Genomic DNA, 23,861 nt, shown 5'->3' with positions numbered 1-23,861 from the left:
TACCTTGGAGACGACTGTGAAGATCTACACCAATGACGACGTTTCGCCGGACAGCCTGAAGGGCGAACGCATCGCCATCATCGGTTACGGCAGCCAGGGCCGCGCCCATGCCCAGAACCTCCGCGATTCCGGCGCCGACGTCATCGTCGGCGTCCGCAAGGGCGGTTCCGGCTACGAAAAGGCCACCCATGATGGCCTGCAGACCGCCGAAATCAAGGACGCGATTGCCGACGCCACCATCATCGCCATCCTGACCCCGGACATGTCGCACGCCGATATCTACAAGGACATCATCGAGCCCTTCGCCCCCAAGGGCGCGGCCCTGCTGTTCGCCCACGGCTTCTCGGTCCTCTATGGCCGCGTCGTGCCGCGCGCCGACATGGATGTCATCCTGGTTGCCCCGAAGGGCCCCGGCGATCTCGTCCGCCGCGAATACCAGCGCGGCCGCGGCGTGCCGTCGCTGTTCGCCGTTGACCGCGATGTCACCGGCACGGCCGCCCGCAAGGCCCTGGGCTATGCCCGCGGCATCGGCGGCACCGTCGGCGGCGTCATCGAGACGACCTTCCGCGAAGAAACCGAAACCGACCTGTTCGGCGAACAGGCCGTTTTGTGCGGCGGCACCACCGAGCTGGTCCTGATGGGCTTCGAAACCCTGGTTGAGGCCGGCTACCGTCCGGAAATCGCCTATTTCGAAGTTCTGCACGAGCTGAAGCTGATCGTCGACCTGCTGTATGAAGGCGGCTTCGCCAAGATGCACTCCTTCGTTTCGGAAACCTGCAAGTACGGCGACCTGGTCTCCGGCCCGCGCATCATCAATTCCGAAACCCGCGAGCGTATGCGCGAAGTTCTGAAGGACATTCAGGACGCCACCTTCGCCCGTGAATGGATCCTGGAAAACCAGGCCGGCCGTCCGCGCTACAACTCGCTGATGAACACCGACCTGAACCACCCGATCGAAAAGGTCGGCAAGGATCTGCGCGGCCGCATGAGCTGGCTGCAGAACAAGGCCAATGTCGACGCATAAGCATCGATAAACGTTACCCTGGATTGGACGGGTTCAATCCAGTGGCGGCGGCGGACCTAGGCGGGTCCGCCGCACCCTTTCAAGATTTTCCGAGTTTTTACCGATGAGCAACCAACCGACAGGCGCACAACTGGTCATCTCCACGCTGAAGGCGCTGGGGGTCGAGACCGTGTTCGGTTATCCGGGCGGCGCCATCATGCCCATCTATGATGCTTTGGCCGGTTCTGGTTTGCAGCATATCCTGGTGCGCCATGAGCAGGGCGCGGCGTTTGCCGCAGACGCCTATGCGCGCGCCACGGGCAAGACCGGCGTCTGCATGGCCACCTCCGGCCCCGGCGCCACCAACCTGATCACCGGCATCGCCAATGCCTATATGGACAGTGTTCCGCTGGTCTGCATCACCGGCCAGGTCGCCACGCACCTGATGGGCACCGACGGCTTCCAGTGAAGTCGATATCCTTGGCCTGACCCTGCCGATCGTGAAGCATTCCTGGCTGGTGCGCAACGCCGCCGATATCCCGGCCATTCTGTCCGAAGCCTTCGCCATCGCCGCCGAAGGCCGTCCGGGCCCGGTTCTGGTCGATATCCCCAAGGACGTCGCCTCCAGCTTCGTCGCCGTTTCCGGCGCCGCTACCTTCCCGGAATGGACCGCGCCCGAACCGGACGCCGCCGCCATCAAGGCCGCGGACAAGCTGATCGAGCAGGCCAGGCACCCGCTGTTCTATATCGGCGGTGGGGTTGAAATGGCCCATGCTTCGGCCGAACTGCGCGCCCTGGTCGCCCGCACCGGCATCCCGGCGGTTTCGACCCTGAAAGGCCTGGGCACGATCCCGACCACCGACGACCTGTTCCTCGGTATGCTGGGGATGCACGGCACCCGCGCCGCCAATATCGCTGTCCAGGATTCGGACCTGCTGATCGTGCTCGGCGCGCGTTTCGATGACCGCGCCACCGGCAAGCTGAACGCCTTCGCACCCAATGCGAAGATCATCCATGCCGACATCGATCCGGCCGAGATCAACAAGCTGCGCAAGGCCGACGTTGCCATTGTCGGCAACCTGAAGACCACTATCGAAAACCTGAATCCCAAGGTTCAGGGTATCCAGAAGTGGGTCGAGAAGTGCAAGGCCGACAAGTGGGAATACCGCTTCAAGTACAATGCACCGGGCAAGGGCATCTATGCGCCGGGCCTGCTGAAATCGCTTTCGGAAAAGGCCGGTGATAAGTTCGTCGCCGCCTGTGACGTTGGTCAGCACCAGATGTGGGTGGCACAGCACTGCGAATTCGCCCACAACCGCGGCCACCTGACCTCGGGCGGTTCCGGCGCCATGGGCTATGGCTTGCCGGCCGGTGTCGGCGCCAAGCTGGCCCGGCCTGACCATCACGTCGTCACTATTTCCGGCGACGGCTCTTTCATGATGAACATTCAGGAGATGGCGACGCTCAATCGCTACAACATCCCCCTGAAGATCGTTCTTCTGGACAATTCCTCGCTTGGCCTGGTGCGCCAGTGGCAGGAACTGTTCTACCAGGAAAACTACAGTGAAATCGATCTGTCGGATAATCCCGACTTCGTCGAGGTCGCCCGCGCCTTTGGCCTGTCCGCCTTCCGCATCACCCATCGCCATGAGGTCGAGGGGGCGCTGGACAAGCTGCTGGCCGCCGAGGGTCCGACCCTGTTGCATGTGTTAATTGATCCGCGCGAAAACGTCTGGCCCCTGGTTCCCCCAGGCGCCTCGAATGCGGAAATGATGGAGGAGCGTTGGGATGAGCCACTTGATTCATATTGAGCTGGATCGCCTCGAAGGCAGCCTCCTGCGAATTCTGGGCCTCGTCGAGCGACGGGGGTTCAACATCGATGGGGCTGAACTCTACGATCTCGGCGAGGACAAGCGCGGCCTGTCGCTGACAGTGCGTCCGCGTGATCCCTCCCGCAACACGGATATACTGGGCCTGCAGATCGATCGCCTTTACGGCATCAGGCGTCTGGCCGGTGATCCGCGGGGTGCTTCGGCGCCGGCAGCAAAGAGCAAGGTCAGTGCATGAGCATTCAGGCGAAGACAATAAGGATTGAGGATGTGGGACATCGGGGCCGTGGTCGCGGCCCCGGCCAAGTATTTGGGTTGTTTTAGGCAAAACCCCTCTTTTTGGCGCCTGTGAAAAGGCGTACAGAACTCCCCAATACGAACATATCAAGATTGCTGAACATGACAAAACTCGCTGACAAAATCTGGCTGAACGGTCAAATGGTTGCCTGGGAAGACGCCAAGGTCCACGTCCTGACCCACGCCCTGCACTATGGCACCTCCGTCTTCGAAGGCATCCGTGCCTATGACACGCCGAACGGTTCCGTCGGTTTCCGCCTGCGCGACCACCTGGTCCGCCTGGAAGATTCCGCCCGCATCTACGGCATCAAGATTCCCTACACGCTCGATCAGATGATCGCCGCCTGTAAGGACACGCTGACCGCCAACGGCCTGAAAAGCGCCTACTGGCGTCCGGTCGCCTTCCTCGGTGAAAACGGCCTCGGTGTCACGCCGAAGGGCGACAACATCAAGGTCGATTTCGCCGTCGCCGCCTTCCCGTGGGGCGCCTATCTCGGTGAAGAGGGCCTGCAAAAGGGTGTCGATGTCTGCATCTCGTCGTGGCAGCGCGCCGCGCCGAACACCATCCCGACTGCGGCCAAGATGGGCGGCAACTACCTGTCGTCCTACCTGATCGGCAAGGAAGCGCGCGGCCGTGGCTATGCTGAGGGTATTGGTTTGGGCACCGATGGTCGTCTGTCAGAAGGCGCCGGTGAAAACCTGTTCCTGATCATGAACGGCAAGATCCACACCCCGCCGGTCGCGGCCTCCATCCTCGGCGGCATCACGCGCGATTCGATCATCAAGCTGGCCAAGGCCGATGGCATCGAAGTCATCGAACAGGCCCTGCCGCGCGAGATGATGTACCTGGCCGATGAAATCTTCATGTGCGGCACGGCGGCGGAAATTACCCCGATCCGTTCGGTCGACGATATCCCCACCCGCGCCGCCGGTCCCGGCAAGGTCACCAAGCGTTTGATGACCCTGTTCCACGGCCTGTTCAACGGCACCACGGAAGACCGCTTCGGCTGGCTGGACCCGATCCAGGCGCCCGTCCCGGCCGAGTAAATTTGTAAAGTAAGAACCCCCACCACCACTGCGCTTCGCTTGTGGTCCCCCTCCCCGGCAAGCCGGGGAGGTATAAGAAAAGAAGGCTCGTTATCGTACCTCCCCAACTCATCGGGGAGGGGGACCGCGAGCCGGCTCTTCGGAAGACACGCAACGAATGGCTCGTGGTGGTGGGGGTTCTTACTTCCTTTAAACAAGAGACGAAACCATGGCTAAATCGCTGTTTGAAAAAGTATGGGACGCGCACGTCGTCGAGCCGGAGGGCGCCAACAGCCCTGCCGTGCTCTATATCGACCTGCACCTGGTCCACGAAGTCACGAGCCCGCAGGCATTTTCCGAACTGGAAGCGCGCGGCCTGAAGGTCCGCCGCCCGGATCGCACCTTTGCCACCCTGGACCACTCGATTCCCACCCTGCGCCCCGACGCGCAGGGCAACCGCCCATACGTCACCAAGCAGGCCGAGATCCAGGTCCATACGCTCGAACAGAATGCCGCCAAAAACGGCGTTCGCCTCTTCGGCTATGACGCCGAAAACCGCGGCGTCGTCCACGTCATCGGGCCGGAAATGGGCCTGACCCAGCCGGGCTACACGGTCGTCTGCGGCGACTCGCACACCTCGACCCACGGCGCCTTCGGCTGCATCGCCTTCGGCATCGGCACCTCGGAAGTCGGCCACGTCCTCGCCACCCAGTGCCGGCTCAGCGCAAGCCCAAGACCATGCGCATCACCATCGACGGCAAGCTCCAACCCGGCGTCACCGGCAAGGACGTCGCCCTGACGGTCATCGCCACCTTGGGCTTCTCCGGCGGCACCGGCTACGCGCTGGAATATGCCGGCCCGGTTATTGAAGCGCTGGACATGGAAGGCCGCATGACGGTCTGCAACCTCTCCATCGAAGCCGGCGCCCGCTGCGGCATGATCGCCCCCGACGCCAAGACGGTTGAGTGGCTGCGCGGCCGTCAATATGTGCCGCAAGGCGCAGACTATGATGCCGCCGCCGCTGAGTGGCTGAAGCTGGCCTCCGACGAAGGCGCCACCTTCGACAAGGAAATCCGTATCGATGGTTCGGCCATTGAGCCGATGGCCACCCGGGGCACCTCGCCTGACCAGGGCGCGCCGATCGTCAAGGGCGTCCCTGTCGCCACCAACGAAGATCAGGAACGCGCCCTGAAATATATGGGCCTGCATGGCGGCGACAGCCGCGATGTCGCCAAGGTCGATGTTGTCTTCATCGGCTCCTGCACCAACGGCCGCATGGCCGATCTGCGCGCCGCCGCGGAAATTTTCAAGGGCCGCAAGGTCGCCGAAGGCGTGCGCGCCCTCGTTGTGCCGGGGTCTGAATGGGTCCGCGTCGAGGCCGAAAAGGAAGGCCTGGACAAGATCTTCACCGACGCCGGCGCCGAATGGCGTCTGCCGGGCTGCTCGATGTGCATCGCCATGAACGGTGACTTCGTCCTGCCGGGGCAACTGGCCGTCTCGACCTCGAACCGTAACTTCGAAGGCCGTCAGGGCCCTGGTTCGCGCACCGTGCTCGCTTCGCCGGCCACCGCTGCCGCCTCCGCCATCGCCGGCCACGTGGCCGATCCCCGTCAATTCATGGCTCTTGAGGAGGCTTAATCCATGTCCAACCAGGAACCCGTAAACAGCTTCTCGTCGCGCATCGTCGTTCTGCCGGAAGCCAATATCGATACCGACCAGATCATTCCCGCCCGCTTCCTGACGACCACCACCAAGGCCGGTCTCGGCAAGGTGGCCTTCAATGACTGGCGCTACAATGCCGATGGCTCGAACAAGGATTTCATCCTCAACACCATCGACGCCAATGAGCATCGCGTGCTGGTGGCCGGCAATAATCTCGGCTGCGGTTCGTCGCGCGAACACGCGCCCTGGGCACTGATGGATTACGGCTTCAAGGCCGTCATCTCGACCGAGATCGCCGACATCTTCAAGTCGAACTCGCTCAAGAACGGCCTGTTGCCGATAGTGGTCGACCAGACGACCTATGATAAGCTGCTCAAGGATCCGCAGCAGCGCGTCACTGTCGATCTCGAATCCTGCGCCCTGACCCTGGAAGACGGCACCGTCTTCACTTTCCAGGTCGAGGAATTCGCCCGCCAGTGCCTGCTGGAAGGCGTGGACGCCATGGGCTGGCTGCAAAAGCGTCTGCCGCAAATCGAAGCTTACGAAAAATCAAACGGAAAGGCCGCAGCGTAATGGGCACTTTTAATATCGTCGTCCTGCCGGGTGATGGCATCGGCCCCGAAGTGGCTAGCGCCGGCGTATCGGCCCTGAAGGTGATCGGCGAGGTTTATGGCCACACCTTCAATTTCGATGAAAAACGCATTGGCGGCATTGCCATCGATATGGACAATAATCCGTACCCGGAAGAAACCGACAAGGCCTGTCTGGCAGCCGATGCCGTCCTGCTCGGCGCCGTCGGTGGTCCGAAGTGGGACTTAGGCAAGATGCGCCCGGAACAGGGTCTGCTGGCCGTGCGCAAGTCGATGGGCCTGTTCGCCAATCTCCGCCCGATGGAGGTCAAGGCCTCGCAGGTACACCGTTCGCCGCTGAAGCGCGAAGTGGTCGAAGGCGCTGACATGCTGATCGTCCGTGAACTGACAGGCGGTCTTTACTTCGGCAAGCAGACCCGCACCGAGACCTCAGCCACGGACGAATGCGTCTATACGGTGGAAGAAGTCGAACGCGTCGCCCGCGTGGCGTTTGAAGCCGCCCGCAAGCGCCGCAACAAGGTGACCTCGGTCGACAAGGCCAATGTCATCGAAACCAGCCGCCTGTGGCGCGAAACCGTCATGAAGCTGCACAAGGCTGAATATTCCGACGTCGAGCTGGAACACAACCTCGTCGATTCGATGGCCATGCACCTCGTCACCCGCCCGACGGCGTTCGATGTGATCGTGACCGAGAACATGTTCGGCGACATCCTCTCCGACCTCGCCTCGGTCCTGCCGGGCTCGATCGGCCTGCTGGGCTCGGCTTCGCTGGGCACCTCCGGCAAGGGTCTCTATGAGCCGATCCATGGCTCCGCACCGGATATCGCCGGCAAGGACCTCGCCAACCCGATCGGCACGCTGAAGTCGGTCGCCATGCTGCTGCGCTTCTCGCTCAACCTGCTGACAGAAGCTGACGCACTGGATGCGGCTATTGATACCATCGTTGAAAAGGGCGTGCTGACGCGCGATCTCGGCGGTACCGCTTCGGGCAGCCAGGTCTCGGCCGCCATCAATGACCAGATTCGCGCTGCCGCCACGGTTGCCGCGTAACAGAGCCACCTCGCAAAGGTGAACTGGCCTCGGTGCGCAAGCATCGGGGCCTTTTTCTTGTAAAGGAAAGTGGATCACGGACAAACACGGAAGGAGACGGAACCACACGGAATTCTTTGTGTGACGTCTTCTGCGCAAAGCGCTTTCATGTCATTATTGCTTCGGCGCGCGCATTTGAAAGCCCTTCGGGCGCAGAGATTAGAGATATCTCATATTTCCGTGTGGTTCCGTCTCCTTCCGTGCTTGTCCGTGATCCTCTTAATCACAGCCAGACAGAACCCCATTGAATCGTGTGGTTCGTGGTTCAAAACTTAAAAACTGTCCAGTTCGGTCTCGTCCAATCCGTCTATCTCGATCTGCTTGAGGCGCGACGTATCGCCGGCCACCAGTGTCAGGCGCGATTTCGGCAGTTTGAGGGACTTGGCAAGGAAAATGATCAGGGCCTCATTGGCGCGCCCTTCGATCGGCGAGGCGCGCACACGAACTTTCAGGAACCGGCGGCCCTTATCGTCCATATCCCAACCATCGATACGCTCGACCGACGACTTAGGCGTCAGGCGGACAAACAGCCGCATGGCTGGGGCTAACCAATGAGTTGGTACAGCGTGATGAAAGCCGGTTTCAGCAGAAAACCCTGAATGCCCCGAATGACGAGAAAGGCGACGATAAAGCTGATGTCGAGCCCACCCATCGGCGGGATGATGGCGCGAAAAGGTGCCAGGACGGGCGTGGTGATGCGGTCAAGCACATCGAGTATCATGTAGACGCCACGATTGCGCGTATTGATGATATTGAAAGCCACCAGCCAGCTCAGGATTGCGGTAAGTACCAGGGCCAGAATGATAATATCGAACAGGCCATTGACCACAAAATAAAGAAAACCGGCGATACCGACTGGCATATAGAACCCCTGATCTGACTACGTCTGTGAATATAGGGTATTCCCTATCGGTTACAAGTTAAGGACCGCTTGACAGGCGGCAAACTTGCCTTAATAAGACACCCACCGAACGGCACGGGGCTATAGCTCAGTTGGTAGAGCGCCTCGTTCGCAATGAGGAGGCCAGCGGTTCGAATCCGCTTAGCTCCACCACCGTGCCCCTTCCCGGTTTTCCCCGTCCATCGACAAATGCAATCCAGCCCACTTCATGCCGGTCTGGGAAGGCCCTGTTACTCGACCTTTAAATCTGCACTTTGCAGGATTCAGCTTGCCTTAACAGTGGGCGCGTAAGCTCCGATAATAAGCGGCGGAAAAGCCGCAACAGAGTAATTCGGGGAGTGTCCAGTGACTGAACAGGTGCTGGTTTGTGACTTTTCCAAGGGTGCGCGCGTTAGCTTTGCGCTGGCGGAGATCGGGCGGCGCCCCGGCGAAGCCGCCACCTTCATCTGCACCAGCCGGGCCGATTTCGATGTGGCGCTGGCGCATTTCCTGGACGCTCATGGCCATCCGAAACTGAAAGGCGCCGCCGTTTCCGCCCGCCGTTCCGAAGAGAACGGCCGGCTGACGCGCCTGGAAGACGGCATGGAGATCACGCGTGAAGACTTGCGGACGGCGCTCGATATCCAGCGCGTCAACCTGGTCAATTGCTTTGTCGCCCGCGCCCTGGCCATGCCCAAACTGCGCCGCGGCGAACGAATCAGCGTCCAGGAAGGCCAACCGGGCGAAGAGACTGTCATGCTGGTGCTTGGCCCCAATTACGGCCTGGGCAATGCCGCCCTGCTCTCCGATGGCGCCGGCGGCTGGACGGCCCTGCCCGGCGAGGGCGGACATTCCAGTCTGGCGGCCAAAACCGAGCGCGAATGGCAGGTCATCAATGGCCTGCGCGACCTGCGCGGCGGCGTGGTGCGCGAAACGGCGATGTCGCAACAGGGCTTCCGCGATCTGTGGACCATTCTCCATGCTCTCGATGACCAGACCGCGCCCGAACTGTCGCCCGCGGAAATCGTCGAACGCGCCCGCTCAGGCGATCCCATCGCGCGGGAGGTTATCCACCTGACCACGGTCTGGCTGGCCGACATGGCCGCCGATATCGCCCTGATCATGAGCGCCACCAGCGGTATATATCTGGCCGGCGCCCTGATGGATGTTATCGGCGACACCTTCGACGCGGATGTTTTCGCCGCGCGCTTTACCAACAACCCATCCTTCAGTAGTTTTCTTGGCCGGATTCCGGTCTGGCGCACCGTCGTCACCGATATGGAACTGATCGGACTGGCGACGCTGTTCGATTAATAGCCGATTGTCAGCGGATGGTTTAATTCATCGGTCGTCTGCTCCAGCCACGCCTTGAAGCCCGCGAGGTCGCGGATGCCGGGCACGGCGTCCTTGCCTTCCTGGGTCCAGCGGGCGCCAAAACGGTAGTTCGCATCGGTTGTCGATTTGAACTGCACAAACAGGGTCTGGCCGTCATTGACCGGTGCGCCCGTGACATCCGCAGCCCGATAGAACACCGCCCAGCCGATGGGATCGGGGCCGTGCTCCTGCGGCCCCCAGGCGGCGATATAGGTCCAGTCACCACCGGCTTGCGGGGTGAATGCCTGGTCGCCGGGATGGACAGTCAGGCCGGTGACAAGTGGCTCTGACACCTGATCGGCCTTTATGGTCACTTCGGTGATAACGCTGCCGGCGGTGATGGCATAGGTGGCGTGGATGCTGCCCTTGCCACCACCGATGGCATCGGCATCGACGCCAGCGATGGCCGTCACCGGTCCATTGGCGATCACCTTGCCGGTAATGGTCGAAGGGCCGATCTGGGTCGCCTTGCCATCACGCAGCAGCCCGATACCGCCGACGCCCAGGGACGCCCCAACCTTGAAGATATCGCCACCCCAGGCCACCGGATACTGGTAGTCATCAAAGCCATGGCCAACCTTGGGAAAGATCATGCCTGAGCCATATTTGCCGAAGATATCGGTGACATTGCGCTCATCGAGATAGAGGCGATAGGCCACCTTGTCGGATTCCCAACCGATGCCTTCGAAGGCGATCAGGCCGTCGTGTATGAAATGGTCCGGCGGCGAGGTGAAGGTGTCGCGCAGATGAAAGGTGCCGCCGGTGATGGCACCGCCTTTATTCGGCTCGCCTTCAAGATGACCGCCATCCTGGATATTGAGCGTCACCAACACACGCCGGGGCTGTTCGGGCGCGGGATCTGGCGAAAAGGTCACGGTCGTGTCACCGGCTTTCAGCGGCGCTACCAGGCGGAATTTCGCATTAAGCGCCTGCACCGGATAGATTGCGTCACCGATTCTGACAGATTGCACTCTCGCATCCATCGGTGCGGGCAGATCGATCACGGCATTATCGCGCGCCAGACCGGGATTATGCACGGTTAGACTTTGCGCATTTGCACCCGTGGCCATGAGCGCAAGAGCAACAACGGATATCAGGCGCATCACATTCTCCTATTGCAGCTTGAGATCGGCCACGGCGGTGCCGGCCAGAAGGAAGGCGCCGACGCCGTAGAACTGGGTGTCGTCATAACCGACATTATCCGGACGATCGCTGACCGGCTGGACATAGCCCAGCTTGCCATCTGGATGAACCGCCGCCACCAAAGCCGCCCAGCCCTTGCGGATGGCCGGTTCGTATTCGGCGCGGTCGAGCGTGCCATTCCGCACACCCCAGGCCAGGCCGTAGGTATAGAAGGCGGTGCCGCTGGTCTCCGGCAGCGCGGTCTTCGGGTCTGCCAGCAGGGAGGGCGCCCAGTAGCCGGTATCGAGTTGGATCGATTTGATCTTCGCTGCCATTTCCCTGTAAAGTGCGATGAAGCGTGGGCGGTCGGGATCGCTGGCCGGCAGAACTTCCAAGATGCGTGCCAGTCCGGCAAAGACCCAGCCATCGCCTCGGCTCCAGAAGACCTTTTCGCCGTTCGGACCGCGGCGGTCGAAGAAACGGGCATCTCGGTAGAAAAGCTTCTCGTCCTTGTCGTAAAGCACGTCATAGGTGGCCCAGAATTCCTTTTTGGCGAATTCGGCATAGCGCGGATCACCGGTGGCAGCGGAAAGCCCGATCCAGGTAGCCGGGGCCATGAACAGGGCGTCGCACCAGCACCAGCGATCGGTACAGTTGGCATCGCCTTCCGCCGGATAGATCAGGGTGACGTCGGCCGGCTTGGCCAGGATCTCGTCGAAACGCGCCTGCATCGGCTTCAGTACATCGGCGGGAGCGCCGTGTTTCGCGGCCCACAGATAGGACTGGCCGATGACATGGTCATCGGCATGATAGACGCGCTTGCCGAGTTCCCATTTATTGGCCTCGCCGCGCGCCAGGATCAGGTCTTTGTAGATCGGGTTTTGGCTGTGATCGGCCATGTCGGTCAGGCCGACGAACAGCGCGCCCTGCACCCAGCCCTTCGGGTCCGGCGTATCCCAGGAGGCGTTGGGCGGTATCCAGCCGGCGGCCAGCGTGGCGATCTGATAATCGGCCACCTTTTCGGTCAGGGCGATAACATCCGCCGGCGCGAACGATACCTTTATCGAGCTGGCGCTGACAGGCGCCGCTGCGGCCTGCGCCTGCGCCATCATCGGCACCGGCAGCACACACATGAGACCGCAAATCATCCAGATCCGGGCTATTTTGATCCTGAAGATATCCATGCCGCTTCCTGCCTTTTTTGTATCCGACAAACATCAATGGCAGATGGGCTTTTGTCAAACAGGCAGATGCGTTACGCCAGCCTTTTACAGGCGCGGCAGGGTAGCCAGCACATCGGCACTGAACGGCCGTCCCAGCCGCCTGGCCGCATAAAGCGCCGATCCGATGCTCGGCGCATGGAGCGGTTTGCGCAGGTCGTAGCGGGGGCTATCTGGCATCATCGAAAACTGGTTGAGGTACTTTTGGAACGGCTCAAGGATCAACTCGCCGCATTTGAAAACACCGCCGGAATAGGACAGGGCCACCGATTCATCCGGTGCGTAGTTCAGCTTCATGCGAATGGCATCGACTATGGCCGCCAGTTCATAGCCCGCCGAATCGAAAATTTTCAACGCCACGCGATCGCCCGCCTCGGCCGATTGCGAGACCAGCTTCGACATGGCGGCGATCCTGTCACGCGAGGGCGCTTCGCGGCCGAAGACATATCCGCAGATATCCAGGTCGTTTTTCAGCTCCAGCGCCTGCATGAACACATCATAGAGCGGCCCTTTGGCCAGCCGGCCATCGGCCATGCGCGAGAAGGCATTAAGGCCGGAAATGGCGATCCAGTGGGCCGAGCCTTCGTCGGAAAAAACCTCGCCCCAGCCACCGCCGCGCGCCGACAGGCCACCATGTTCGCCATAACCGATCGAGCCCGTGCCGGCGACGATATTGATGCCGTCGGCACCGGCGAGCGATCCGGCCCAGCCGCAGATCATGTCATTGCCGCAGGCATAACGCCTGTGGCCGAGCACCGCTTCCGGCACGACATCGAGCATGGGTTCGGCGATGGAATCCTCGCCATGCGCCGGCAGACCGAAAAAGGCGAAATCGATATCTTCCGGCTTTCCGGAAACCTGCGAAAGCACGGCCTGGACACCTTCGGCCAGCAGTTCATGCAGGCCATCGACGCCGATCTGGATATAGTAGCACGAACCGCCCTGATGGGTGGCCCTGACATGGCCTTCGGCATCGACCAAGACGAATTCGGTCTTGGTGCCGCCGCCATCGACGCCTAACAGATACCCCATTATCCGATCTACCCCAGTTCATGGATGCGCACGCCCTGCACGACGCGATTGACCGTGCCCGAAGCGTTCGGCTTGTCGGGCGTCAGGCCATGGTGCAGGGATCTGTAAAAGGCGAAAACCTGCGGGCAAATGATATAGGGGAAAAGCAGGTCGGTGTCGTCGGCCGTTTCCAGCCCCTTAATGCGCACCGTATCGGCGGCTTCGACACCGACGCCATCCTGCGAGGTAATGGCGATGACACGGGCGGCGTCATTATCCCTGCGCAGTTCATCGAGCAGGTCGCCGTCATAGCCGCGCGTATAGGCATTGTTGGAGAAGAAAACGACGACCAGGGTCTTGCTGTTGACGATGGTCTTCGGACCATGACGAAAACCGAGCGGCGAATCGAACATGGTCACCAGCCCGCCATTGGTCAGTTCCAGCAGCTTAAGGCCCGATTCACGCGCCAGCCCCTGGAAAATATGACTGCCAAGATAGACGATGCGTTCATAGCCTTCAGAGGCCGTCTGCTTCATGGCGGCGGTGTAGTCGGTCAGTACGCTTTGCGTCGCCGTGGCAATCGCCTCAATGCGGCCCTGCATTTGCTCGATGCCGGTAAAGGCCGCCAGCGCCGCATAGGTCATGCACGAAAAGCTGGAGGTCATGGCGAAGCTACGATCGTGCGTCGCTTCCGGCAGCAGAATGGTCAGGCCTCTGGCGCCTTGCCCATAGGCCGCAAGCGCCCCCTCGGCATTACAGGTAATGACCAAATGATGCAGATCGGTGACGAAGCGATCGGCCAGTTGCGCGGCGGCGACGCTTTCGGGGCTGTTACCCGAGCGTCCGAAGGAGACCAGCAGGGTCGGCGTATCCGTCTCGAAATAGAGCTGCGGGGCGCAGGCCAGATCGGTGGTCGGGATGGCCTCGACGCGCGCCTTCAGCCGTGCCGAAAGTGCCGGCGCGAGACATTCGCCAATAAAGGCCGAGGTGCCGGCGCCCGTCAGAATAATGCGCGCCTTGCGATCAAGCAGCGGCTTGAGAAAGGCTTCGACCGCGGCTTTTTGTGCGAACAGGATCGCTTGCGTCTGGCGCAGCATTTCCGGCTGCTGCTCGATTTCGCGCGCCGTCCATAAGGCGCCCAGCCTTTGCAGCTCCGCCTCATCGATACCAAGTTGAGTTACAGGGTCAGGCATCAATCAACTCCAATATAGGCGTACAGGCGGCCAGATAGGCATCGAGGGTGGCGCCGATATGGGCGATCACCAGGTTTTCTGGCGTCAATTTCAGGCCGCCGTCACGAATGAGCGCATAGGCGTCCGGCAGGTACTGGCTGACCAGGGCGAGCGGCGGCGGCGACTGCGTGAGATTGGCGAACAACTTGCCTTGCGCCGCCTGAATCTGACTATCCGGCCAGTAATAGCGGATGCGATCCGACAGGCTGTATTGCAGGTCGAACTGCAGGGCTGCGCCGGTGGCATGATAATATTTCGCCCAGTTCTTCGGCTCGGCGGTCATGCGATCGATCACCACTTCGCGGAAGCCGGATTGTCTGTCGGGCGCGATCCATTCGCCTTCGATGGCGTCGAGCGCCCACAGGGCCTCGCGCAGGGCGAAGGTGACGCCGGGACCGACCTTGAGGATGGCGAAGTGATCCTCGACCAGTTGTTTCAGCGCCTTGGGCGTCTGGTAGTCGGTCGAGTGGGCCTCGAAAACAATCGTCGGCAGGTCATCGATAGCGCGGCTGAGGCGCACGGCCTTGGCGCGGTCATAGTCGATGACCTTGTGATGGTCGAACTCGACGCCGGGCTGGACGACCGTGGCGATGACTCGCGGCCGGGCAGCAGACAGGCCCAGTTCGGCGAAGATCGCCTTGTGCGTCTCGATAGTGGCCAGCGCCGCTTCGGGCGTGGTCACTTCCAGTTCCGGCAGGTCTTCGTGGGCGCCACCGGGCACCGGCACTTCGGTGCCGATGACATAGACCGGGGGTTCGCCGCCAACCCTGACGTGGGTCGCTTCGGCGATGGCTATCAGACGCGCGGTACGGCGGGCGATGGTGTCTTCCGGCAGGGGAACCGGATCATCGGCGCACGACATCGAGCAATCGGCGTGGATCTTGCGGAAGCCGGCGGCGACATACTGCTCAATCAGCACCTCGGCCTTTTGCATGGCTTCATCAGCGCTGAGATCGGTCCATGGATTGGGACCGAGGTGATCGCCGCCCAGCAGGATGCGCTTGCGGTCAAGGCCTGCCTTATCGGCGATGGCGTACACGAAGGCAACGAAATCGGCCGGCTTCATGCCGGTATAGCCGCCATCCTGATTGACCTGATTGCAGGTGGCCTCGATCAGGGTAACGTCGGATTTCCTCTTCAAGGCATGAGCAAAGGTCGCTTCCACGACCAGCGGATGCGCCGAGCAGACCGAGGTGATACCGACCGCCTGGCCGGCCTTGTGGCGGGCGACCAGATCGAGCATGGCCTTCATGGCTTGTCCTTTTCATGGCAGGTTTGTTAAAGCGACTCTTACCGCAACACAAGCAACAACGCAACCAAAACAATGAAAACGAAACATATAAAATTGCGATTTTGCAAATTTTTGACGAATCGACCGTATAATTCGAAACAAAAAAAGCCGATCCCGCGGGAAAAATCAGGACCGGCCAGAGTTGAGACAGAACAGGGTCAGGCGGCCAGGGCCAGCAGGGCCGAGGCGATCACCGCCAGAACCAGGCCGACGATCTTCAGTTCACCGGGAATGGCATTGGCCACGACCAGCGAAATCACCGCCGTCACCAGCGGTCCGCCGGCATTGGTCAGCGGCGCCACCACGATCGCCTTGCCATGGCGGAAGGCATAGACCAGGCACAGGGCGCCGATGGCGTTCAGAACCTGGATGGCGGCAGCGAGATACGGCCCGTCCAGCCCCCAGTTAATCGGTTTGGAGAAGTCGGTCATCATCAACGCCACCGGCACCAGCATCAGGCCGGTCACCATCATGTAAAAAAAGATACTCTCGGCGCTCATCGAGTTGTTGGAGAGCTTCATGAAATAGGCCTGGACGCCCCAGCACGCCATAATGACCAGGGCGAGCGGAAACCACACCCCGCCATTCATGAAGGAGAAGCCCTTGTCCGGCGAGAAATCGAACATCGGCAGCGCCACCAGGGCCAGCACCACGCCAAGCAGGCCGAGCTTCGTCGTGCGCTCTTTCAGGAAAGCCGCCGACATCAGGATGGTGACCAGGGGTGACAGCGAAATGACCGGAAAAATCAGATAGGCCGGGCCGGTATTAACCGTATAGAACAGCACCATCTGCCCGCCGGCGCCGAGCAGACCGATGATCAGGCCATAGAGGATGGATCTTGGATCGCGGTCGAGTTTCCAGCCGGCCTTGGCCAGCACAAACAGCGCCGGCACGATCATGGTCAGCGCCCAAACGCAATAGGTCAGGGTTTCGGGGAAGCCCTTCTGCGCCGAGAGGCCGGTAAAGGCGCCCCAGACGCCCCAAAGAGCCACAACGGCAAGCGCGAAAATCAGCCAGCGCTTGCCCGTCGCCGCCCCAGGTGTGCCTTCCGGCATCGGTTCATTCATGTCATTCCCCCTTTTAAACCGGCGTGGCTTCGATCAGCAGGAAGCGCTCGAATTTTGCCGGAATGCGGTTTTTGGCCGGCGTGATATCGCCGAGCGAGGCGTCGTTGAAATAGTCGCGCAGGCGGTAACGTTTCTTCGTCAATCCGCGCAGTTCCACCTCGCCATCCCATTTGTCGGCATAGAAGGCGTAATAGAGCCTGCCGTCCTTTTCGACCGCATGGGCTTCCGGCTTATCGAAACCGATATCGTAGAGCTCGCCCCGGTACTGGCCAGTGGAAAGCATGTGCTTTTTGTAGAGCCCCACCCATTTGCGCCACATCACTTCGCGTTCCGGCGTCAACTGGAAGTTCTCACCCTTCTCGTGGCCCGGTCCCGGCCAGGTGAACTTGGTCGAAACGATGCCGCCAATCCCGACGGTCGAGGCGAAATCGTCACCGCCATCGGAAAGCTCGACATGGTCTCCGGCATAGGCGGCATCCCGCCCCATCAGGGCTTTCAGCGACTTGCCCTTCAGGCGCACCTGCCACGAACTGAGCGGATCGGAGGCCGGCACATGATTGGTATAGGGCAGGTTATGGAAGGCGTAGGACGTGCCGCACGGACAAAATTCAACCACGGCATTCGGATTGATCTCGCGCGCCGTGTCATAGATCAGCTTCCAGAAATCCTGGAGGTGCTCGACCGAGTCTTCCGGTTTGGCATGGTTGTGCGACGGATTATAACAGGGCGCTACGCCATTCATGTGCTGGCCGTCGAGTTTCAGGCCCTCGAAGCCCCACTCGCCGATGATTTTCCGGATAAGCTGGCGGTAATATTCACGCGTCGGCTGGTAGGCCGGGCAGAGATAAAAGGCGTTCCACCAGGTGACATTCTGCACCGCGCCATCCTGATTGAGCAGCAGCATGTCGGTGTGATCGTGCAACAGGTCTGTGCCCGGATCGACCGCCAAAGGCGCCAGCCACAGACGCGGCCGCAAACCCGCTTTTTTGATCGACTGGACGAAAGCGATCATATCTTCGTCCTTGCGCGGGAACTTTTTCGTATCGAGATACCAGTCGCCCTCGGAGGTCTGCCAGCCGTCATCGAGCACGGCCCAATCCAGTCCGACATCCTTGGCCTTGGCAAATGTGCTCTCGATTTCCTCGACGGTGAAATTACGCTGATAGCCCCAGGCGCACCAGACGGGTTCGTAGGATTCCGCCGGCGGTTTCGGCGCCGCCAGGCCGCGGTCGGCCATCACCCGGCGGTAGGTATCGAGCGTGGCATAGTGGTCGCGCTGGTGGACGCTGACAAAGGTATCGAGCGTGGTCAGGCTGTCGCCGGCTTTCAGGGTTGTTGCGTGCTCATACCGAATGCCCACGCCCGCACCGGCCGCCGTGGCGATCAGTGGCAGGGAGATCAGCTTCGGCGCCGTTTCGATATGACCGACGGCCAGACCGGCATCGGGCCGCCAGACATCGACGATCGGCGTACCGCTGCCATAGTCGGAGGCATTCATGCCCATGAAGTTCGGCTGGTCGAAACCGGCCTTGACCGGCTGCACCCAGTCGCGGCGGTCGTCATGCGACGAACCGGAGAAGGACCAGAAGGCGGTGCCTTTCAGCATGTGGCTGTGCGAGGTCCAGGCGGCGATTTCGAGATCGGCCGGACCTTTATTGCGATAGGTGACCTTGGTGACAGCGAAGCCTGGATAGCGATCATAAAGCGCGATCTCGATCGTCTTTTCCAGCCCATCCGAGGACACGCCGCGCACGGCGTACAGAATGCCCTTGCCGTGAATACCATTGATCGGTTTTTGGTTTTTATCGGCGAAAGTGAAGCGATCGATCACCTTACTGTCTGCCAGGGTCACCGTTTCCGATGGCGCGAAGTCGGTCAGTTCGACCGCCTTGCCGTTCTGCCGGGCAATGATGCGGCTATTCAGGCCAAGATCGAAATCTATGGCGATGGCGGCATCAGAAACGGTCGCCACTGAAGCGCTTTGCGCGCGGCCGGCCGTGGCCATAAGCCCCGAAGCCATAACTGTGCCCGACAGCAGCTTGAGCATACCGCGCCGGCTGGTCATGTTCTGCGTTATCATGGTCGACTACCTCCCCGCTGTTGCGCATGGTTCATTTTTGATCTTGCATAAGTCAAATTAAAAAGGCAAACAAAAAGACATGAAAACGCAACATTAAATTTCGTTTTCTTTCTTTTCAAAATTTGGGAGCCGGAATATGACCAGACGCCGCCTGTTTTTGAGCCTTCTCACCACGGCTTCATTGCTCGCCACAGGCGCCTGCGCCGCCGATCCGGGCTATACGGTGGCCGATTTCACCAGGGTGAAAAAGTTCGACTCCCACGTCCATGTCAATGTCACCGATCCGGCCTTTGTCGATCAGGCGAAGGCCGATGGCTTCGAGCTCTTGAGCATCAATGTCGATTATCCGGAATTTCCGACCCTCACCGACCAGGCTGCCGTGGCGCATCATTTCCACTCGGGCGATCCGGCGCATTTCCATTTCGCCACCGCCTTCACCATGAAGGGCTTTACCGCGCCGGGCTGGGCAGAAAAGACCAATGCCTGGCTCGATTCCGAATTCAAACAGGGCGCCGTGGCGGTCAAGATCTGGAAGAATGTCGGCCTGATCGAGCGCGATGAAAAGGGACAGTTGATCTTTATCGACGATCCGCGCTTCGATCCGGTGGTGGCGCACATCATCACCGCCGGCAAGGTGCTGATAAATCACCAAGGCGAGCCGAAAAACTGCTGGCTGCCGATGGACGAGATGAGCACCGACAATGACCGCTCCTACTTCAAGGCGCATCCGGAATATTACATGTACCTGCATCCGGAAATGCCGCGCTACGAAGCGCTGATGGCGACGCGCGACCGCTTCGTGGCCCGCCATCCCGATCTGAAATTCGTCGGCGCGCATTTCGCCAGTCTGGAATGGAGCGTCGATGAGGCCGCGAAGTTCCTCGACGCCTATCCCAACGCCAATATCGAACTGGCGGCGCGCATTACGCAGATCCAAGCTCAGTCCGTGCAGGATTACGACAAGGTGCGAACCTTCTTCATCAAATATCAGGACCGCATCCTGTACGGCACCGACCTGACGCTCAATCCGGGGGAAGACCCGGCGGAATTCAAGCAGGTGGCGCATGACTACTGGCTGTCGGACTGGACCTATCTGGCGACCAACGGAACCCAGCACGTCAACGACATCCACGCCGACGCCAAGGGCCTGGCCCTGCCGAAAAGCGTCATTGACAAGATTTACTACACCAATGCCGAGCGCGAATATTCAAATCCGAATTAGGCCAGATGCAGCTTGAAACCGAGGCGATCGGCGGCGTCCCGAATGAAGTCGGGCGCGTCGGCGTCGGTGATCAGGGTATCGATTTCACTGATGTCGATGATGCGATGCAGGCAAACCTTGCCGAACTTCGATGAGTCGGTGATGGCGATCACCTGCCGCGCCGTCTCGACCATCTTGCGGTTCAGTTGCGCTTCCGGTTCATGGTGCGTGGTGATGCCGCGCTCGACATCGAAGCCATCGACGCCGAGGAACAGCTTGTCGAGCAACAGGTCATCGAGCGCCGCCACGGTCTGGGCACCATAAAAGGCCATGTTCTTGCGGCGCAACTCGCCGCCCAGCATGACGATCTTTATCTTTCGTTTTTGCGCCAGGGCCGACAGCACCTCGAAATCATTGGTGACGACCGTGACATCCTCGTCATCCGGCAGAAAACGGGCGATCTGGAGCGCCGTGGTGCCCGAATCGAGCATGATCGAATCGCCCGGCTGCACCATGGAGGCCGCCAGCCGCCCGATGCGTTCCTTTTCTTCCGGGTGGCTGGTGCGCTTGGCCTCGATCGGCGGCTCGGCATTGACCGTCACCACTTCCGAGGAAATGGCGCCGCCATAGGCGCGCGTGGCGATGCCGTGCTCTTCCAGATAATGCAAATCCTTGCGAATGGTCTGCATGGAGACGCCAAACTGTTCCGACAGGGCCACGACCTGCACGCTGCCCCTTGATTTGAGCATAGCGGTGATCTCGCGCCGGCGCTCTGAGGTATCGCGCGTCAGTTTTACCGCACCTTCGGCCATTTTGTTTCGGTCCCCGGACTCACAGGTTTCGTTTCGATATGCCGCTTATCCCTCAAACCTGTCCGGAATTCAACATCGGCAATCGGTTTCAGGCTGGCAAAACCGGGCAGCCTGATCAAATATGTGTCAAATTTGCTTCTTTTTTGTTGCGATTGACATATAAAACGAAAGATAATGTAGACATAAGAACAAAAGCGTACATAAATCGCAACATAAGGGAATGAGCGCTGCCACGCGCCATTATATATGGAGACTAAAAATGCCGACCATAGGAATGAAACGCAAATGGCTTGCTTCGGGCGCCGCACTGATCGCGCTGGCGACAGCGCCCCACGTCAGCGCCCAGGAAACCCCGGCTGCCGACCCGGCCACCACCGAGGCACCGCAGGAAGTCATTGTTGTCGGCGTCCGCGCCAGCGTCGCGCGCGCCGTCAAGCTGAAGCGGGATGCCACCACCGTGCAGGATTCGATCAGCGCCCTCGAACTCGGCATGTTCCCTGACGATAACGTCGCTGACTCGCTCAGCCATATTACCGGTGTTTCGATTTCACGCACGGCCGGCGGCGAAGGCCAGAAGGTCAGCGTTCGCGGCCTCGGGCCGGAATACACGCTCTCCACCTTTAATGGCCGCATCCCCGCCACGGACGGCGCCGGCCGCGACTTCGCCTATGACGTCCTGCCCTCCGATGTCATCAGCGGCGCAGATGTCATCAAGGGCGCCGAAGCCTCCCTTACCGAAGGCGCCATCGGCGGCCTGATCAACCTGCGCTCGGCAAGCCCGTTCGACAAGCGCGGACAGCACGGCATCCTGCGTCTCGAAGGTGACCGCAACCAGATGTCCGAACTCGACGGGCAAAAGCTTTCCGGCGTCTACAGCAACACCTTCGCCGATGACAAGCTGGGCGTCCTGTTCGGCGTCGTCCTCGAAAAGCGCGATGACCGCACCGACGTGGCCGGCAATGACGGCGGCTGGACGCGCAACCCCGACCCCACTGACGAAAGCTGGCTGTGGGGCAATGCCTGGGGCGGCAATATCGACCCGAACAACAATGGCGTGCTCGATCCGGAGGAGTATGGTCTTATCGGTCCGGGCCAGTTCCGCGTCGGCTCCATCCTGGAGCAGAAGAAGCGCAGCGCCTTCACCGCCAAGGTGGAGTGGCGGCCGAATGATAATTTCCGCCTGGTGGTGGACGGCCTGACGACGAAACTCGATTCCCCGCAGGTCGGTTACCAGCAGTCCTTCTATCCGCTGTATGCGCCCGGCCGCTGGTCCAACATGGTGATCGAGAACGGTATCGTCACCAGCTTCGACATGACCAATCCTGATCCGGAAATGCGTCTCAATCCGGAACTGCTCAACCAGACCTCTTACCGCGTTGTTGAGACCGACCTGTTCGGCGCCAATGCCGAGTGGCGCGTCAGCGACACCCTGACCCTGACCGGCGATGTCTATCGCTCGACCTCATCACGTCATTCCGGCGGCCAGGACAGCTATGTCGTGCTGCGCATGAACCAGCCCAATTCGGCCCATATAGAACTAACCGGCGCCTATGTGCCCAGCGTCACCGTCAATTTCGACGACGGCCGTGACCTTTCCAGCGGGCTGGCCAGCGGTGCCTTCACCGATTCCGACTTCAACACCCACTATTTCTCGCTGGAAGGCGACAATATCGACGATGAAATCAACGGCGCCTCGTTCGCCGGCCAGTGGGCGGCCAGCAAGGGATGGCTTGAAAGCCTGCAATTCGGTGTCACCTATACCGACCGTAAGAAGTCGCGCGATCTGATCAATAACTCCCTGACCGGCGGCGCCGACTACTATTCCGGTGACAGCGCGATCAATGTCGGCGATCTCGGCAGCAATGTGATTTCGCACAGCTTCACCCTGCCCAACTTCATGAGCGAGGTGCCCGGCAACTTCCCGCGCACTTTCCTGGCGTTTGACGTGCCGGCCTATGAGCAGGCCCTCGCCGCCTATGACGGCCACCTGCGCCCGGATGGTGAACCCTACACTTACGCCGACGCCGCCCCGGTCTGGAACCCGCTGCAAAGCTATCGCGTCGGAGAAAAGACCTGGTCCGGTTTTGTGCAGGCCAATCTCGCCGGCGAGCGCTGGACCGGCAATGTCGGCCTGCGCGTGGTGCAGACCCAGACGACCGCCCAGGCGTGGGATGCAAAGATCCTCGACATCATCGAAAACGGTGCCTTCAACTATACCGCCGTCTATGCCGACCCGACCTCGGTGACGCAGGACAGCGAGTATACCTATTGGCTGCCCTCGGCCAACCTCAACTACCGAATTACCGAAACCCTGCGCCTCCGCCTGGGCGCCGCCCGCACCATGGCGCGTCCGTCGGTTGAAATGCTGGCGCCGACCAATACCACGGAAAGCGTCTCCTGGGGCGAGTTCACCCAGATCTACGGCGGTAATGCCAACCTGCGGCCCTATTCGGCCGATCAGGTCGACGCCTCTCTGGAATGGTATTTCGGCAAGAACTCGATCTTCAATTTTGCCGCCTTCCACAAGCATATCAAGGACCAGATCACCAGTAGCTGGGAGCCGGGACAGGATATCGGCGTGCCGGGCTATCTGTTCAATGTCAGCCGCCCGATCAATGGCGACTACGCCAAGGTCAGCGGCATTGAAATCGGCCTCCAGCACTTCCTGGAAAACGGCCTGGGCGTCCGTGCGCAATATACCCGCAACTGGTCCACGAGCTTTGTTGGTGACGAAGAGCGTCCGCTCGAAGGTATCGCGCCGTCCGTCTACTCCCTTGGTCTTTTCTATGACCACGGCCCGATCTCGCTCAGCCTGACCGGCGACCACACGGACGGCTTCGTCACGGCCACCAATGTGCTTGGCGCCGGTTACAACGAACAGGCCGACCCGATCACCTGGGTGACGGCCCACGCCTCCTACAAGATCAACGAGCATCTCGACATCACCCTGGAAGGCCAGAATCTGCTCGACGAGGCCAATACCTACAGCATCAATGGCAATCCATTGCTGCCGCAGGGCTATTACCGCTATGGCGCGTCATACAAGCTCGGCATGAGCTACCGCTTCTAGACTGG

At 60.6% G+C, this 23,861-nt stretch carries 18 protein-coding genes, 1 tRNA gene and 2 pseudogenes; 11 read left to right on the top strand and 10 right to left on the bottom strand.

Translation table 11 applies throughout. The annotated features are described in order from the left end of the window. The first annotated feature begins 16 nt into the window (after nucleotides 1-16). From ilvC to leuB, 7 genes and pseudogenes are all read left to right on the top strand, one after another. Nucleotides 17-1,024 (top strand): ketol-acid reductoisomerase, encoded by a 1,008-nt coding sequence (gene ilvC / locus NVV72_09210; protein MCR6659506.1) that lies wholly within the window; start codon nucleotides 17-19, stop codon nucleotides 1,022-1,024. 103 nt (nucleotides 1,025-1,127) lie between these two features. Further along, nucleotides 1,128-2,814: pseudogene (ilvG, locus tag NVV72_09205) on the top strand (acetolactate synthase 2 catalytic subunit). Further along, nucleotides 2,792-3,070, top strand: a complete 279-nt coding sequence (locus NVV72_09200; protein MCR6659505.1) for an ACT domain-containing protein — start codon at nucleotides 2,792-2,794, stop codon at nucleotides 3,068-3,070. Before ilvG ends, NVV72_09200 begins: the two are co-directional and overlap by 23 nt. Nucleotides 3,071-3,231: 161 nt before the next feature. Beyond that, nucleotides 3,232-4,176 (top strand): branched-chain amino acid transaminase, encoded by a 945-nt coding sequence (locus tag NVV72_09195; protein ID MCR6659504.1) that lies wholly within the window; start codon nucleotides 3,232-3,234, stop codon nucleotides 4,174-4,176. Nucleotides 4,177-4,384: 208 nt separating this feature from the next. After that, nucleotides 4,385-5,793, top strand: a pseudogene (gene leuC, locus NVV72_09190) (3-isopropylmalate dehydratase large subunit). Between the two features lie 3 nt (nucleotides 5,794-5,796). Beyond that, nucleotides 5,797-6,390, top strand: a complete 594-nt coding sequence (leuD, locus tag NVV72_09185; GenBank protein ID MCR6659503.1) for a 3-isopropylmalate dehydratase small subunit — start codon at nucleotides 5,797-5,799, stop codon at nucleotides 6,388-6,390. Next, the gene (gene leuB / locus NVV72_09180; protein ID MCR6659502.1) at nucleotides 6,390-7,457 is read left to right on the top strand and encodes a 3-isopropylmalate dehydrogenase; all 1,068 of its coding nucleotides are present in this window, start codon (nucleotides 6,390-6,392) and stop codon (nucleotides 7,455-7,457) included. The genes leuD and leuB overlap by 1 nt, the downstream gene beginning before the upstream one ends. A gap of 311 nt (nucleotides 7,458-7,768) precedes the next feature. Here the strand turns inward: leuB and NVV72_09175 are convergent, their stop codons facing one another. Together NVV72_09175 and NVV72_09170 are read right to left on the bottom strand one after the other, a co-directional pair. Beyond that, complete coding sequence (locus tag NVV72_09175; protein MCR6659501.1) at nucleotides 7,769-8,032, bottom strand: DUF167 family protein; 264 nt, start codon at nucleotides 8,030-8,032, stop codon at nucleotides 7,769-7,771. Between the two features lie 8 nt (nucleotides 8,033-8,040). Continuing rightward, the gene (locus NVV72_09170; GenBank protein ID MCR6659500.1) at nucleotides 8,041-8,358 is read right to left on the bottom strand and encodes a YggT family protein; all 318 of its coding nucleotides are present in this window, start codon (nucleotides 8,356-8,358) and stop codon (nucleotides 8,041-8,043) included. 116 nt (nucleotides 8,359-8,474) lie between these two features. Between NVV72_09170 and NVV72_09165 the strand changes: the two genes are divergently transcribed. Both NVV72_09165 and NVV72_09160 read left to right on the top strand, forming a co-directional pair. Further along, nucleotides 8,475-8,550, top strand: a tRNA-Ala gene (locus NVV72_09165). Between the two features lie 192 nt (nucleotides 8,551-8,742). Further along, nucleotides 8,743-9,690: a glucokinase gene (locus NVV72_09160; GenBank protein MCR6659499.1), complete on the top strand. Its 948-nt coding sequence runs from the start codon at nucleotides 8,743-8,745 to the stop codon at nucleotides 9,688-9,690. Here the strand turns inward: NVV72_09160 and NVV72_09155 are convergent. From NVV72_09155 to NVV72_09125, 7 genes are all read right to left on the bottom strand, one after another. Continuing rightward, nucleotides 9,687-10,853 carry a DUF4861 domain-containing protein gene (locus tag NVV72_09155; GenBank protein ID MCR6659498.1) on the bottom strand — a complete coding sequence of 389 codons (1,167 nt, stop codon included), beginning with the start codon at nucleotides 10,851-10,853 and terminating at the stop codon, nucleotides 9,687-9,689. The genes NVV72_09160 and NVV72_09155 overlap by 4 nt on opposite strands. A gap of 9 nt (nucleotides 10,854-10,862) precedes the next feature. Then, nucleotides 10,863-12,005, bottom strand: a complete 1,143-nt coding sequence (locus NVV72_09150; GenBank protein ID MCR6659497.1) for a glycoside hydrolase family 88 protein — start codon at nucleotides 12,003-12,005, stop codon at nucleotides 10,863-10,865. A 135-nt stretch (nucleotides 12,006-12,140) separates the two neighbouring features. Next, nucleotides 12,141-13,124: an N-acetylglucosamine kinase gene (locus NVV72_09145; protein ID MCR6659496.1), complete on the bottom strand. Its 984-nt coding sequence runs from the start codon at nucleotides 13,122-13,124 to the stop codon at nucleotides 12,141-12,143. A gap of 8 nt (nucleotides 13,125-13,132) precedes the next feature. After that, nucleotides 13,133-14,296, bottom strand: a complete 1,164-nt coding sequence (locus NVV72_09140) for an SIS domain-containing protein (protein ID MCR6659495.1) — start codon at nucleotides 14,294-14,296, stop codon at nucleotides 13,133-13,135. Beyond that, entirely contained in the window at nucleotides 14,289-15,587 is a 1,299-nt protein-coding gene (locus NVV72_09135; protein ID MCR6659494.1) for a D-tagatose-bisphosphate aldolase, class II, non-catalytic subunit, read from the bottom strand. The genes NVV72_09140 and NVV72_09135 overlap by 8 nt, the downstream gene beginning before the upstream one ends. Nucleotides 15,588-15,784: 197 nt before the next feature. Continuing rightward, entirely contained in the window at nucleotides 15,785-16,693 is a 909-nt protein-coding gene (locus NVV72_09130) for a DMT family transporter (protein ID MCR6659493.1), read from the bottom strand. 13 nt (nucleotides 16,694-16,706) lie between these two features. After that, on the bottom strand, nucleotides 16,707-18,773 hold the full coding sequence (locus NVV72_09125) for an alpha-galactosidase (protein ID MCR6659492.1): 2,067 nt from the start codon (nucleotides 18,771-18,773) through the stop codon (nucleotides 16,707-16,709). A gap of 136 nt (nucleotides 18,774-18,909) precedes the next feature. On the opposite strand from NVV72_09125, the gene NVV72_09120 reads away from it, so the two are divergent. Next, nucleotides 18,910-19,995 (top strand): amidohydrolase, encoded by a 1,086-nt coding sequence (locus NVV72_09120; protein ID MCR6659491.1) that lies wholly within the window; start codon nucleotides 18,910-18,912, stop codon nucleotides 19,993-19,995. On the opposite strand, the gene agaR is transcribed toward NVV72_09120, so the two are convergent. Then, nucleotides 19,992-20,786, bottom strand: coding sequence for a transcriptional repressor AgaR (gene agaR, locus NVV72_09115; protein MCR6659490.1), 795 nt, complete (start codon nucleotides 20,784-20,786; stop codon nucleotides 19,992-19,994). The two genes, NVV72_09120 and agaR, sit on opposite strands and share 4 nt — an antisense overlap. A 259-nt stretch (nucleotides 20,787-21,045) precedes the next feature. Here agaR and NVV72_09110 point away from each other — a divergent pair, with 259 nt between their 5' ends. Continuing rightward, entirely contained in the window at nucleotides 21,046-23,856 is a 2,811-nt protein-coding gene (locus NVV72_09110) for a TonB-dependent receptor (protein MCR6659489.1), read from the top strand. The last annotated feature ends 5 nt before the right edge of the window (nucleotides 23,857-23,861 follow it).

Origin of the sequence: Asticcacaulis sp. (assembly GCA_024707255.1) — a bacterium.
Taxonomy (GTDB): Bacteria; Pseudomonadota; Alphaproteobacteria; order Caulobacterales; family Caulobacteraceae; genus Asticcacaulis.
Note: the sequence above shows the minus strand (reverse complement) of the source record. Positions and strands in the feature narration are given on the sequence as shown.

Excerpts from the sequence above, each read along its gene's own strand:
- NVV72_09200 (MCR6659505.1), top strand. The coding sequence starts at position 2,792 with ATGAGCCACTTGATTCATATTGAGCTGGATCGCCTCGAAGGCAGCCTC.
- NVV72_09195 (MCR6659504.1), top strand. The coding sequence starts at position 3,232 with ATGACAAAACTCGCTGACAAAATCTGGCTGAACGGTCAAATGGTTGCC.
- leuD (MCR6659503.1), top strand. The coding sequence starts at position 5,797 with ATGTCCAACCAGGAACCCGTAAACAGCTTCTCGTCGCGCATCGTCGTT.
- leuB (MCR6659502.1), top strand. The coding sequence starts at position 6,390 with ATGGGCACTTTTAATATCGTCGTCCTGCCGGGTGATGGCATCGGCCCC.
- NVV72_09175 (MCR6659501.1), bottom strand. The coding sequence starts at position 8,032 with ATGCGGCTGTTTGTCCGCCTGACGCCTAAGTCGTCGGTCGAGCGTATC.
- NVV72_09170 (MCR6659500.1), bottom strand. The coding sequence starts at position 8,358 with ATGCCAGTCGGTATCGCCGGTTTTCTTTATTTTGTGGTCAATGGCCTG.
- NVV72_09155 (MCR6659498.1), bottom strand. The coding sequence starts at position 10,853 with ATGCGCCTGATATCCGTTGTTGCTCTTGCGCTCATGGCCACGGGTGCA.
- NVV72_09150 (MCR6659497.1), bottom strand. The coding sequence starts at position 12,005 with ATGTGTGTGCTGCCGGTGCCGATGATGGCGCAGGCGCAGGCCGCAGCG.
- NVV72_09145 (MCR6659496.1), bottom strand. The coding sequence starts at position 13,124 with ATGGGGTATCTGTTAGGCGTCGATGGCGGCGGCACCAAGACCGAATTC.
- NVV72_09140 (MCR6659495.1), bottom strand. The coding sequence starts at position 14,296 with ATGCCTGACCCTGTAACTCAACTTGGTATCGATGAGGCGGAGCTGCAA.
- NVV72_09135 (MCR6659494.1), bottom strand. The coding sequence starts at position 15,587 with ATGAAGGCCATGCTCGATCTGGTCGCCCGCCACAAGGCCGGCCAGGCG.
- NVV72_09130 (MCR6659493.1), bottom strand. The coding sequence starts at position 16,693 with ATGAATGAACCGATGCCGGAAGGCACACCTGGGGCGGCGACGGGCAAG.
- NVV72_09125 (MCR6659492.1), bottom strand. The coding sequence starts at position 18,773 with ATGATAACGCAGAACATGACCAGCCGGCGCGGTATGCTCAAGCTGCTG.
- NVV72_09120 (MCR6659491.1), top strand. The coding sequence starts at position 18,910 with ATGACCAGACGCCGCCTGTTTTTGAGCCTTCTCACCACGGCTTCATTG.
- agaR (MCR6659490.1), bottom strand. The coding sequence starts at position 20,786 with ATGGCCGAAGGTGCGGTAAAACTGACGCGCGATACCTCAGAGCGCCGG.
- NVV72_09110 (MCR6659489.1), top strand. The coding sequence starts at position 21,046 with ATGCCGACCATAGGAATGAAACGCAAATGGCTTGCTTCGGGCGCCGCA.